Raw genomic sequence first — 13,756 nt, 5'->3', positions numbered from 1 at the left:
TTTCAAATTAATTTGGGGCTCATCAGCAGAGTATTGATGCTTGATTCTACCATAACCTTCAAATATATTTATAAATATGTTTATAAATATATTAATGGAAAGTAGCTAATGCGGACAAAATGGATCATCTTCACTCTTTTCTTACAGCCTTGGGAAGCGCTAGCGCAAACAAACTGCTCTGTACAATTACAAGATCTTTCAAAGGATATTGAAGCCCTTAGAGTTGAGGCCGATATACCGGGAGTAGCGATAGGAGCAGCGTTAAACGGAGAGTTGGTGTATGAAGAAGGTTTTGGCTTTGCTGACAAGTTACACAAAACACCGGTTACTCCCTCCACTATTTTCCAGATAGCCTCTGTAACCAAGCCAATCACAGCTTTGGCGGTAATGGAGATTGCTGATAAGCACTTGCTCGAACTAGAAAGTTCTGTGGCCCTTGAACCAGGCTCTCTCCTAGCGAACCCCCATCACCCCTCAAAGGAAATCACCCTACTCCAATTGCTTACACATACATCCAGCATACAGGATGGTATGTATTATGAGGTGGATTTCAGAACACCCGGGCAAGATTCAGCAATGAAGCTTTCCGAGCTGCTGGAAGATGTCCTTCTAGAGAGTGGCAAATATTATTCAGCAGATAAGTCTTTCCTGAAATCCCCGCCCGGGGAGCAATGGAGCTACAGCAATATGGGCTACAACTTGTTGGGCAACTGGGCCGAGCAACAATCTGGATTGAATTTAAAAGATTGGACTCAGAAAAACTTCTTTGAGCCACTGGGAATGGATCATACTTTCTGGACTATAGCAGATACGTCTGGGTTAGAAGTCGCAACGCCTTATCAAACCCTTTCTGATGGCCAGCTTGTCGCAGTTGCACAAAGTAGTACTCCCGGATATCCGGCAGGAATGTTGCGCTCAACAGTTTCAGATTTGACAAAATTCTTCGGTGCGGTTGCTAATTCAGGTGTATTTATGAGGGAGACTATTTCCTCCCAAAAGGTGCTTCAAGAGATGTTTGCTGAGCGCTCCATGAGTGGCATTCCAGACCATCTGGAAAGTCAACTTGTTGCATGGAATAGCTATAACTACAAAAAGCGCTCCTATTTAAGCCATTGGGGTGGCAATATTGGGGTATACACGGCCGCTTATGTTGCTCCTGAAACAGGGCTTGCACTTGTCATTCTCACCAACAGGAGTGCAGAAAGGCCTCAAATTAATATGCTTAAAGAGCTATCTAAAAAAATCTATGATGTAGTTGAAAGATGTAATACTAAGACTGCAGTGGCAAGTTAAAATCATATTAAATAGATACGAATTGAGCCTTTAATTATTTTAAACTCACAGAAGCGGTGCAAATATAAGCATCAGAAATTGCGAGGGTAGGCAAGCCTACCCCCGTAAAAAGATGATTAGTTCACACTTTTAGAGTGGTAAACAATCGCTTGCCAGACGTTCTGCTGCCCGCCGATGTAGTTCTCAAAGGTGGGGTTCTTGATATAGTTCCAGGCAACTTTGCCGTTACCTAGATACATTGGCTCATCCAATCCACCCCATCCATAATCGGTGAGTTTTACTGGCCCTTCAAGTACATTGAGGTCTGCGTCAATCTCCATCACATAGTAGGCTTTAGGTACCAACATACGCATAGCCTCGCCTTTCTTGTTGTAACTGCGATTGTAGGGAAGGTTATCGGAAATACACTGGAACTGTGCATAACCAAACAAGTAGCGGCCATTCTTCAAGTCGACGAGCTGGGGGTCACTAATTTGGCAGTCGGAATCTTCCGCCAACCAATTGATGCCAACTCCCTCAATATTACCTTCCCAATCAACCTTAGCAATACCTACACGAGTTAAGGAGGATTCATCCAGGGCGCCGCCAGAATAGAGTCCTTGCCTTGGTATCAGTGAATAGTCACCCTCATCATATTCGATTTCCTCGAGATACGAGAAGAAGCAATTCTTATTGGCCTTATCAGCACATTGATCATCAAAGGGACCATCTCCACTGGTATCAATACCGAGTGTATCCTGTAAGAACCTATCCATATCCTCATCTTCGATGTACTTCGGTGAGACGATAACAGATAAATTAGTATTAGCATCAACTGGGACTACTGTGTGCCCTCCCCCGTTGGAAATCATTGCACTTGTTGTAGGAACCACGTGATTGTAGGTGCCTTCAAGGACAGAGGAGCCATCATCTTCCATTTTGATGGCAATTGCATTCAAGCCAGGAGAGGGATGGTATTTATTCCCATCACTGGTACAGAGCGCACCAAACATTTCGTTGCCAGGGTTATAGAAAGCCCGGATATTCAGTACATGACCATGTCCACATAGCCAATACCACCCCCTACGCTCATCCCCAGTCATGGTCATTGACCAGTCGTCCCGGTCGATCACTGTAAGTCCCGCAGAATAGTGAGAACCGCTAACCAGTACTCGAGCAGTCACGGAAAATGCATAACTGGTTCGTCCCTTACTGTCATCCTCAACATATAATAGTTCTTGGGTGCCAAGATGAGTGCCACCATGCATTTTATTAACAACGTAAGCATCAGGTACTTCGGACAAAGGCTTGTTATCCCACTCCATCAGCCAAATCTGATCGTTATACTTTTTCTCATTATCGGTACCTGCAACAGCGTCAAGATTGTCCTCAATCTTCATCCAGCCAATACCGTGCTCTTCAATTAGATCTTTCTTAACATCGTATCGCTCACTAGCCTTATATTCTGTGTTACACAAAACAGCAACCCTGGAGCAGTCTGCACTAGCTGTTATACCGTGAGACTCATAACACTGTTTCAGAATCGTGGTATTGCCAGTTTGATCAAAACTTGAAGTTTCAGGGTTGTATTGGAGTTCATAGACAGAGCCATAGGTTGGATTTGAGGCACTTTGTCCTTCAGATAAGGTCGTGGATACAAACATCCGAGGCTTATCTGTATCAGTCGCGCAGGTCGCAGTGTAGCTACGAATAGGGATATCGATATTTTCTTCATCTTGCTCACTATCTGTTCGGCCAATATAGTGTGCAAGCTGGTAAACTTCCTGGGCGTTTACCATTGCATCAGGTAGGGTGATATCTGTAGCAGTTATAGTGGCAAACCCCAGATCGGAAGTAGAAACATCTCCAACCGTTACCGTTGAGGGATCATTATCGGGAAGGGGCGTATCGCTCCCAGTATCGCCGGAACCACTATCACCTCCTTGGTTATCGCCACCCTGATCACCACCATTATTACTGCCACCATCACCCACAGCTGGTGTCTCAGGTTCAGAGTCTGAAGAACCGCCCCCTCCTCCGCTACACGCAGCCAAAGCTGCAGTTAATGCCAGCACCAGTAAATTTTTGCTAAATAACTTGTCCATAATCGCCTGAAATCTTATTTTTTGATTTGTGTGTTAGGTAAGGATTAAGAATTAAGTTCCAATGAGTCACGAAATGAAAATACGAAAAGAATTTTATTTTTTCGTGAATAATTTTCTGTGTCGCATTTAAAAAAATGAAGAAACTAAAGCCTGCCTATATCGGTGCCTTTCTGACGATATTTGTCACCTATATACAAATTGCGTTAGAGATGCTCTCTACACTCATAAAGCTCTATTCAAAATGGGGGATATTATTCAGCATGAGCACTCCCGAATTGCTTATTGATGACAGCCGAGCACCTGCTTCCGCAAAAAACTGGAGGCTTTAGCAGCAAATAAATGAACGTCTAGCCAGCGCTCGCTCCTAAACGTTAACTCATCAGCTTAACCTTACAGCTTAAATCACCTAAGCGAGACTTGCCCAGGATAAGAAGCACTATCGCTTTTCGAAGCAATTTTGCTCTGCCTAAAAGAAAGCAACAGAGGGATCAGGATTAGAGTAATCGGTGTAGCAAATAGCTCCCCGAACACTAGGGATATAGCCGCTGGCTTTAAATATTGGGCTTGCTCGCTGGTTTCGGCTAATAAGGGTAGCAACCCACAGATAGTAGTCACCGTAGTTAAGAAAATTGCCCTTACGCGACTTTTCCCAGCTTGAAGTAGCGCTGTTTTTACTGGCACACCCTGCGTGTAGAGTTGATTAAATCGGCTCATTAATACTAGGGAATCGTTAATCACTACCCCAGTCATTGCCATCATTCCAAATAAGGATAATAAGCTTACTGGGGAGCCCAGTAGGCCGTGTCCAATAATTGCCCCCGCAAAGCCCATTGGAATCACCGACATAATAATCACTGGTTGCCAATAGGATTTTAATGGTATCGCCAACAAAACGTAGATAAGTAAAAGCGTCAGCAACATGGACTTCTTAAATCCAGCCTGTACTTCTACTATTTCGGCAAATTCACCAACGGCTTTAATTTGGACACCTGGGTAAAGGCGCTCCAGTTCTAGCACCAGCTCTTCCTTTAGCCGCTCCCAGTTTTTTTCCGGTGAACTGACAGAACGATTCTGACGCCAGTAGATGCTGACCACTTCATCGCGATCTCGCCGATAAATTACCTCCGGTTCCCGCTCATACTTCAGCTTCGCTATTTCACCTAAGCTTACGTAGCTGTTGTTGCCCAGGTTAATGGGAGTGGCTTTTAACTGCTCGATTGTTTTAGTCTGCATTTGAGGTAAGCGAGCCAATACCAATGTCTCTTCCCCGTTATCCAACAGCCTGTGTATCTCAATCTGGCCGAATGCACCTCCAATCACAGAAGCCAGATGACTTTGATCAATTCCCAGGCTGGCTCCCCGCTCATTGACCATAATTTTCAGCTGCCTTTTGGCCAATTGGCTATCATCGTATACATCATTCACACCGGGTAACTCTGCCAGTGAAGCCTTGAGGCGATCAGCCACTTGTTTCGCCAGATCGCGACTACTGGCAGAAACAGCAATCGCTGTATCACCCGCTGGTTCTTCCGTAAGACTAAACTTCACCGCATAGCTCCCCTCCAAAACACCTGTTTGCAGCCGTAGCTCCTGCAAAAAGCGGTTGCTCTCTACTCTGGCCAGGGCGTCATGTGTTAATTCCGCTGTCAACTCTATGGTCTTGGTGCCTTCCTTTGACACGATATACTTGCTAACAGGTGACTCCGGAAGTTCATACTTCTGTTGCAATCTATTTGCGGTGCGCTTGATGGCCTGTTCAAGTTGATCGGTATTACGTTCCGCTAAAGTATTTGCAGCTCCATGCTGCATGGTTACTTTAACCGTGGCATAGCGCCCTGGAATTTCAGGGAAGAAGACTGAAGCGATATGCCCCTTAAATATAGCGCCATAAGCCAGTAGCAAAAAGGTAACAAACAGAGTGATACTCACTTTCCGGTTTGCTAAACTCAATGACAAAAGTGGAATATATATTTTATCTGAAAATTGATTTAATAAACGGTTACATCTCCCTCTGGCGTGCTCAACCCACCGTCTTATTACCCCTTTATTTTGAATAGGCGCATTTGCATAACTCAAATGGGCGGGCAATATAAATTTGCTCTCAATTAATGAAAATATCAGTGCAAATATCACCACAGCAGAGAATCCTGACAACACCTTTGCCAGCTCATTTTCAATCCATAACATCGGTGAAAAAGCTGCGATTGTAGTCAACACACCAAAAATAGTGGGAACCGCTACGGCCTCAACCCCTTGCCAGGCTGCTTCTTTCGTATCAGTTGTACTTTGTCTCGCCTGGTGGATACTTTCACCGACCACAACGGCATCATCTACCAATATTCCCAGCACCAAAATCATACCGAATAAAGTAATATCGTTGATACTGTAATTAAAGTAAGGTAAACCCATCAAGGTTATCGCACCGGCCAGGGATATGGGGATACCTAGGGCTACCCAAAAAGCCAGCCGAGTATCCAAAAAAAGCACCAGCAGCAATAAAACAATTAATAATCCCTGCAAGGCATTAGTACTAAGCAGATCTAACTGCTCGGAAATATAGGGAGACATGTCCGCCATTAAATCCAACTTCATGTTTTTAGGTAATGTTGGTTCTAATGATGCCAATACGGACTTTGTGGCTTCGTGTATATGAAACAGATTGTCCTTTTGGCTGGTGGACACCATTAGTGCAACCGCAGGTTGCCCTTGATATCGAACAATACTGTCAGTTTGCTCGTAGTCTCGCTTAACAGTAGCGATATCACTGAGTCTCACGCGCGACGTAGATGTAGTGATAATGGGAATATTCTTAAGTTCCGCCAGGTTGTCAGCCAGGGAACTGCCCTGCAGCAAAATATTGCCATTTGCCGTTCTTAATTCACCACTACGATACTCTACTGACCATTGCCGAATACGTTCCGCTAGGTTTTCAAGAGATAAGCCGTAGCGCCTGAGCTTGTTTAGGTCTGGCTCTACAGCCAATAGTTGCTTCCTTTTACCCAGGTTGGTCACTTTAGAGATTGCGGGATGTTTCTTAAGCGCTCGCTCTACCCGTGAGGATACCTGCTGCAGTGAATCATCACTGTCACTACCGTAAACCATGACGAATGCTGCAAGATTTGTATATTCACTGCGATAAATACGCGGCCGCTCCGCCAGTGCGGGAAAGCCTTCGATACTTTCAACTTGATTACGAAGATCTTCAATCAAACGGTCCAGATTCACATCAGTATTTTTTTTTACCACTAATGAAGCGTAACCTTTGCTCGACTGGCTGGTGATACGCTTTATCCCCGCAACACCACTAATAGCTTCCTCAATACGCTGTGTAATGCCCTCATCTACCTGGCGGGCGGTACCGCCGGGGTAGATCACGGAGATCTCGACTTCCGTGGGGGGAATTTGTGGAAAGCTTTCCACCCGCAAATTTTGAAAGGTCAGCAAGCCGGCAACCAGAATAAACACCATGAGGAGGTTAGCGGCTACCGGGTTATCTAGAAACCAACGTGTGAGTGTTTTCATATGCAGGCCTTAGTGGATAGTCATTGCAACCGCTTGACCTTCTAAAAAGTTGGTCAAAGGAAAGCGAACAAGCTGACGATTCTGGTGGGGCCGATTCTTGTAACGAAATAGAACCGAATCCGGCCGCATATCCAGTAGCTCTATCTCTTCCAAAAGTAGGGATTGTTCAGAAACGCTCCATACTTTCCCATCTTCTGTAAGAACCGATGCTGGTGCACTGACAACATAGCTCTGTGTTTTGCCTGCAAACACTACATCAACCTGCTGATCAGCAAGCAAAGGGGTCTCGCGCTGAAAGGGGTTAGCCACTTGCAACATAAGGCTGCGCTGACGGGTGTCCGCATCCATAATTGGGCTTAGGTAACGGACCGAGGCCTGCCATTGTTGTCCATCAGGCGCCTCTATTGTGATTTTGTAGGGGCCTTGCTGAAGGCCGTTTAAGCGCTGCCAAGTCTGCTCGGAAAGCTCAACTTTGACATCCAGGTAGTCACTGGCTGCTACTCGAAAGAGTACACCCCCCTCATTTATCCATTGGCCAGGATTGATTAAATCGGCAATAACCACCGAGTCAAAAGGTGCTTTAATTTGTGTATCAGCCAGCCTCTGCTGGGAGGATGCGAGAGCTCCCCTCGCCGCTTCTCGATTTGCCTCTGCGGCTTTGACATGCGGCTCCAGTCGGCCAAATGATGACTTCGCTTTATCCCCGCGTTTTGCCACGTATTGACGCATGAGTATTTCGGCCAAGTTGAGCTCAGCCTCTGACACTCTGGCTTGAGCAGCACGGAGTTCAGCCTGGTAAAAAGTATCCTGTAGCGACGCCAGTGTTTCTCCCTTCCTAATGAGACTGCCCGGCATTGCGTGGTTAGCAATATGGGTGACACGCCCGCTCACTGATGCGATAACCTCAGTCGCCCAGCGGGGTTGTGTTATGCCTGTTGTTTTGACTTCAAGCTGAGCATCCGTCGGTACTGCCTCCACGACAGTAACAGTAAGGCCAGACTCTTTGGGCTTCTCCACCATGGCTGCAGGCTGCTGCTCAGCCATAAGCCATAGCCCCACCAAGACCAGCAAGCTGGTGGCAACAATACCTGCAGCCCGCCGCTTTAACCAGATTCCCGCCATTTTCATCATGCCTAGGCAACTTACATTTTATGGAACACACTTGAACCATAACTAATAGCACATTATGATACAAGTATGTTCCATAAAATTCAGGTAATAACTCCATGGCTGATCACCTAGATGTACGTATTCAGAAGTCACAAACTGCGATCATGAAGGCGGGTATGGAACTCCTGAGCAAAAATAGGGAGGCATCCTTTAGCGATATTGCCCGGGCGGCCGGAGTTGGGCGCACTACCCTTTACCGCCTTTATGACACGAGAGAAAAGCTGATTAAGGCGGTTGCGATTCACTGCCTGGAGGCATTTGATAAAGCCACCGAACACTTGGAAAGCGAGGCTGAATCGGCTCTGCAAGCCTTCCACCTGATGTTCAAGGCGATTTTTCCGCTGTCGGCCGAAATGGAGTTTTTAATGAAGTTGGGAGACTTTGATGAAGATGACCCAGAGCTCACCGCCATCTATAAAAAGCAAGAGAATGAAATCGCCACCTTGGTGGAGTACGCCAAGTCCGAAGGCAGCTTGTCCAAAAAACTTCCCACCGCTTGGGTGGTAAACCTGACAGAAGGACTGCTCTATACATCCTGGCTAACAAAAAATTCAGAATCCATAGATGACGATACGCTGGCCGATTTAGCGTTTCACACATTTTGCCATGGCGTTGCACGTTAAGCATTGAGAGCGTTGTTAAATGACACAGCCAGTTACCACTGTTTCAAAGTCAACAGATGATGATTATACAAAAGGCAAGCACAAATATTCTTTACTTTCGATTTTTACCCGATTTAAGTGGCGAGTATCCTTGACCCTATCGCTAGTCGTTATTGAAACACTCCTCGAACTACTTTTTCCACTTGCCATCGGCTGGGCTATCAATAGTCTATTAGAACAGTCCTACAATGGCATCTATCTTTTGGCAACCTTAGGTAGCATTTCTATTCTTATAGGAAGCGCCCGAAGATTTTACGATACCAGAGTCTACGCACATATTTATCAAGTAGTTACTTCGGAAATGGTAGCCCGTGAAAAAGTAAAGAAGCAGTCGGTGTCGACTATTACTGCGCGCTCCAGTTTGTTAACTGAAATTGTCGAATTTTTTGAAAACAGCCTACCGGAAATTATTACCGTTACTATTGGCACGGTGGGGTTACTCATTATTATTAGCGCCATCAATCTCAATATCTTTCTCGCTTGCCTGGCTCTCCTAGCTCTGATTACCCTGATCTATTGCGTAATCGGGAATACCAATTACCAGCTGAATGAATCTTATAATAATGAGCTGGAATATCAGGTTGATGCGATTAAACAGCCAAATGTTGAGCACGCAAAAGCCCACTTCCGGCGTCTTATGCGGTGGAATATTGAATTGAGCGACCTGGAAACAGGCACCTACTTTATATTATGGGCTGGCATAGTCGCTTTGTTTGTTTACGCTCCCATAGCGGCAATCGATGGGGGCCTGGTTAACTATGGATTGATCGTTGCCCTGTTAATGTACGTCTTCGACTTTATTGGGAAGGTATCTGCGTTACCACTCTATGTTCAGCAGGTTATTCGTTTGAAGGAAATTTCAAATCGGATTGGCTTATAAGGAAAGATTATTTTTATTGTCAAAGGCACTTCCCCTTGTTCAAAACAGCTGGGGAATTCACCAAATACTGGCTCTATATCAAACTAAACTTTGAAAGTCGCTTTCAAAGCTTAGTACAGTCACAATTGACTGCCGGCACTTTCTTTCTGCTATTGAACCTACCCATAAACAACGGACACGTCACTAAGACGACAAGTAATCATAGATTTTTTCTATCCCCAATCGCCTTATATCAAAGGGCTTCTTCGCCGCTATTACCTAGCAACAAGTAGAGTGCTGGCCACTTATCATCCAAAGTAGCTGAAAATTCTATGCAGCACCTCTTCCCACCAGCTGGGAGATATTGACTATTGACATCATATTCCAATAGCCCTTGAATCCCCCAAGCTGGGAATTTGTTTAAACACAATGAGCACTCTGCTTGAAATTTTGCGCCTGACATACACTTATATTCTGGCGCAACAAATTCATTCTTACACTCTGGGCAGACTACTTTCCAGATGATTTCAGACCACGCCTCAGGAACTTCCTGTACTTTCTCTTTGTCTGACAACTTCCAGCTATTTAAAAACAATAACAAAATCTGTTTCTGCGGGACACGCGAAATCCCCGATGGCATCATCAAAAGCATAGCGATAAACATGTTTAGACGTGGGCGCTTTTAAGTTTTTGACATACGTAGAATTATTCGCCCCAATTTTACCTGGAGACTGGTCACAACTTGTCGGCGAACTGTAGTCCCCTGTACAGCAAAACAAATCGACTTCATTGTTAGATTTAATTCTCGCATATGTACAGGGGCTCATACAGCCTTTAAAGTTATTTTTTTTAGATAGCAAAGTAAGATCCCAAGGCTTCCCGTCATTTTTTGTAGGTAATTGAGAGCTGGCTTTACAAACAGATTCGTCGATACGCAGCACACCCAAAGGATTACTAGAATCATAATAACCGGCACCTAGAATATTTGAGTTCTCTGGGGGTATTGTATAGGTACAATACGCTGGCGCTGCGGGATAAGCTATTACACTGATGTTATACCCGTCCACCGCAGACACATCAAAATTAGTAGCGCCCTTTGGGATTTGTTCATTATCTTTGTTTATTTTTACAGACAAACTTGTATATTCAATTTTTGTGGCATAGGGATTTTTACCATTTCCGTAACCTCCCGTATTCACCCATTCGCATTGACTGTTTGGGCATATTTGGTAAGCGGTCATAGTAAATGCGGATGACTTTAATCCAGCGAGAAATTTAGAACCCCCCCCTGATTTAACATCAACCGAAAAAACCTTGCTGGACCCTTTGTCAATCTCAAACAGATTTTGCGTATTTTTACAATTATTGTTCTTTGGGTTGACCTTTTTGGTGCAAATCATACCAACTTGAATCTTTGGGTATTTTGTTTGATTCTTAAAGGTAATTTTACGATTACCATAATTTGTTATTGCCGGCTTACTCGGGGCCGATTTCCCAGGCCAAACCTGTGCACCAAAGGCAACTGCATACACATTTGAATTACTCACAGGATTATTAATAACCGCTCCAGGACAGCTTGTAGACTTACTATTAACTTTTCCGTTTTTCATAGCAAATGTACAGCTTATCCATTCATTTTTTTTATTTTTGTAATAGAGCTTATAGGTACCTTTTAAACTAGCGTTATACTCTCCAAGAAATGCCTGCTGCGTAGAACTATATAGATAATCAATTTGTACGCCTCCACTATACACATAAACCGGGTAGCTAACATTAGTAGGTAATTGCCACATTAAGTAATTTTTTGCGCCTGCCAAACTCACATTTGGGACTACAATGCCCGCCGATAGTGAAATGCACCATGCTGAAACGTGTTTTATTACATTTTTCATATAGTGTCTCCTTCCAATTTTATAGCCTGTCGCAACGACATGTGAGATATTTGCTATTTCTGTGCACCGCCATCATCGGCTAAAACCGATGATAAAACGTTTTTCCCCACAGTTTACCAGGTTCATTATGAACTTAGTCAACCTATCACTATTTCACCAATCTGATTTACAAGACACCATTATTAATACCATACATCTCTACCTATTTGCTTCGTAAGCGGATTGTCATCGCCTGAGCTTCGGTAGTCGCCTTTCTATCAATGATGATTATCGGCTCCTGATTCATATTCCAATGCTCTCCAGCTTCTATTCCCCGTATAGCCCAGATCTATATAGTTTTGAAGTGTCAATGTCCCATTTTTCCTGATTTATTGTATGACCTTTGAGCCTAAAAACCTTTTTCTCTAGCGTTGGAGAAGCAAGCTTTGTCACGCGCTCAATGTACTTATCTACGAGATCAGGCAACTGCGCTAATCCATCACATTTGGGAAGTACATTCTTCAAAATATTGCAGTTAAGTGCTTGAATTCTGGCGGACTCCAAATTATTCCAACTTTTATATGATCCAAAGCTGGAATTTACCAGAACCCCTTTTTGATAGGTAAGAGCTTTGGTATCAATTATATGGGGAAAGCAATCTACTATATACTGAGTTCTTTCTATTTCGGAAAGGGTGTCAAATTTCTCATGTTGAGTAATCGCCTAATTTATACGTCTCTCCAGGTTCTTTACCATACGTGCGCCCTCTGGATAGAGTGTGGCTTTGGCCTGAACTAACAAGACAACGCTAGTCCGTTCGCAATATGCTAATAGATCGATTTCGGTGCTGCCAATATCCTTCCCAAGGAAAACATTATATCCGTTCGACTCAAAATGTTCCTTAGCTCTATTTAGCAATATCGGTTCAAATTCCCTGGAAATCTTCTTATCGAAGTTATATTTTCTCCTCAGAGACTTGTTATTCATAATACTTATCACGAGATTTCTGCTTGATAGTAGTGTTGTTGTCGCCCCTGGAGAGAAGTAGATCTGCTCTTGTAAATTCCAAAATGGAGGTAAAAACCTTTTACTGATACTTTCCCGATTATCAGCATCGCTGAAGAAGAACTCGGTGAATTTTTCAAAGTCCTGACCATTTGATTTGGTCAATTCGTTCACCAGACTCCTCAACTCCGACTTCTTAGCAACAACCATTGCGAGGTCATGGTATAGATCTTTTTCGGCAGCACTTCCTATGAGCTGATTTACCTCGAGGTAGCTGTAGACTGATTGAGTAGCAAGCAAGTAGGCTTCGCAAATAGCCAGAAATGCCCGCCTAGTGTCTCTAAAACCTTTAGGGCTCGAGAATCCTATTTCACAGTAGAAGGAATCAGGCACAATGAAAGCTTCACTAAAGGAATTAGCGTTTAGCTCGTAAAGCCGTTTGATGAGTGTTTTTCCCTTCAGTACCTGTAGCGGTTCGCTCCGAAATAAGCGTCGCTTTGTAGCTTTATGAAATTCAAGCTTTGCTCCAGAATCGTTACCTTGAGAGTTCTTATAAAAAGGCAGACTCAAGTGTGTCAATACCTCGTCACGAATCTCAAACTTAGCTATCTCCTCGGAGGCATAGAAAATAGATGAACTTTCGTTATCTGTTCGCTCAAACTTATAAACACCAGCGTGAAGTAACGGAAATACTTGATTCAAAGTAGCGCACTGGAACAAAATATCGAAATCCCTATGTTCAATTTCTAATAATCGATTTCGGCATTCTATCGTGCTCATAGGTGTGAAATCGAAATTGTCTTTTTCGAAGATGAACATAAATGGGGTGAGAAAGGCTGAATCTGGTGTGCCGGTTTCGACTAGATGGAGAGCGGTTATTTCACACATTAAGTTGAATGCCATACAAAACGGAAGTTCTAGTATGGGGTTTGCATTAAAGTCCTCGTCAATTTTTGCTTCTAACGCTTCCAAGGCATGATCCTTTATAGTGGTGCAACTACCTACAAGTGGTTGCACACGAACAGCCCAAAAATCGAGAAGTTACCAATAGAGAATCGTTGCAATAAATTCATCTACAATACAAAGCTTCTCATCTTCCTATATCCTCTGATTTGATCAAGATTCCGTAGATCCAGTTAATCGAGTCACCATTAACTTGCCACTACCAGGTTTTATTTTCTCAACATATTCAACTACTCGATCAGCACTTCGGAAAACTTTGGCTCCAGGGCGCCCAGTCAGCATTAGAAGATAGCGTGGCTTACATGGATCAGAGGCATCTGCTATCCA

The 13,756-nt window shown here is 43.9% G+C and carries 9 protein-coding genes; 3 read left to right on the top strand and 6 right to left on the bottom strand.

Features of this window, described 5'->3' with window-relative positions; translation table 11 throughout:
• Window positions 1-108: 108 nt before the first annotated feature.
• Window positions 109-1,293, top strand: coding sequence for a serine hydrolase domain-containing protein (locus MJO52_RS09665; RefSeq protein ID WP_252085729.1), 1,185 nt, complete (start codon window positions 109-111; stop codon window positions 1,291-1,293).
• Window positions 1,294-1,409: 116 nt separating this feature from the next.
• Here MJO52_RS09665 and MJO52_RS09660 read toward each other — a convergent pair whose 3' ends face one another.
• From MJO52_RS09660 to MJO52_RS09650, 3 genes are all read right to left on the bottom strand, one after another.
• Window positions 1,410-3,377, bottom strand: coding sequence for a hypothetical protein (locus MJO52_RS09660; RefSeq protein ID WP_252085728.1), 1,968 nt, complete (start codon window positions 3,375-3,377; stop codon window positions 1,410-1,412).
• Between the two features lie 402 nt (window positions 3,378-3,779).
• Window positions 3,780-6,899, bottom strand: a complete 3,120-nt coding sequence (locus tag MJO52_RS09655) for an efflux RND transporter permease subunit (protein WP_252085727.1) — start codon at window positions 6,897-6,899, stop codon at window positions 3,780-3,782.
• A 9-nt stretch (window positions 6,900-6,908) separates the two neighbouring features.
• Window positions 6,909-8,021 carry an efflux RND transporter periplasmic adaptor subunit gene (locus MJO52_RS09650; RefSeq protein ID WP_252085726.1) on the bottom strand — a complete coding sequence of 371 codons (1,113 nt, stop codon included), beginning with the start codon at window positions 8,019-8,021 and terminating at the stop codon, window positions 6,909-6,911.
• A gap of 104 nt (window positions 8,022-8,125) precedes the next feature.
• On the opposite strand from MJO52_RS09650, the gene MJO52_RS09645 reads away from it, so the two are divergent.
• Window positions 8,126-8,692: a TetR/AcrR family transcriptional regulator gene (locus MJO52_RS09645; protein WP_252085725.1), complete on the top strand. Its 567-nt coding sequence runs from the start codon at window positions 8,126-8,128 to the stop codon at window positions 8,690-8,692.
• A gap of 19 nt (window positions 8,693-8,711) precedes the next feature.
• Window positions 8,712-9,611, top strand: coding sequence for an ABC transporter six-transmembrane domain-containing protein (locus tag MJO52_RS09640; protein ID WP_252085724.1), 900 nt, complete (start codon window positions 8,712-8,714; stop codon window positions 9,609-9,611).
• A gap of 232 nt (window positions 9,612-9,843) precedes the next feature.
• Here the strand turns inward: MJO52_RS09640 and MJO52_RS09635 are convergent, their stop codons facing one another.
• The 3 genes from MJO52_RS09635 to MJO52_RS09625 all read right to left on the bottom strand — a co-directional run bounded on the left by MJO52_RS09635 (window position 9,844) and on the right by MJO52_RS09625 (window position 13,438).
• Window positions 9,844-10,191: a hypothetical protein gene (locus tag MJO52_RS09635; RefSeq protein ID WP_252085723.1), complete on the bottom strand. Its 348-nt coding sequence runs from the start codon at window positions 10,189-10,191 to the stop codon at window positions 9,844-9,846.
• Window positions 10,172-11,482, bottom strand: coding sequence for a thaumatin family protein (locus MJO52_RS09630; protein ID WP_252085722.1), 1,311 nt, complete (start codon window positions 11,480-11,482; stop codon window positions 10,172-10,174). The genes MJO52_RS09635 and MJO52_RS09630 overlap by 20 nt, the downstream gene beginning before the upstream one ends.
• A gap of 702 nt (window positions 11,483-12,184) precedes the next feature.
• Window positions 12,185-13,438 carry a hypothetical protein gene (locus tag MJO52_RS09625; RefSeq protein ID WP_252085721.1) on the bottom strand — a complete coding sequence of 418 codons (1,254 nt, stop codon included), beginning with the start codon at window positions 13,436-13,438 and terminating at the stop codon, window positions 12,185-12,187.
• Window positions 13,439-13,756: the final 318 nt, after the last annotated feature.

It is taken from the genome of Microbulbifer variabilis, from assembly GCF_023716485.1.
GTDB lineage: Bacteria > Pseudomonadota > Gammaproteobacteria > Pseudomonadales > Cellvibrionaceae > Microbulbifer > Microbulbifer variabilis_B.
This window is presented reverse-complemented; position numbering and strand designations above follow the sequence as displayed.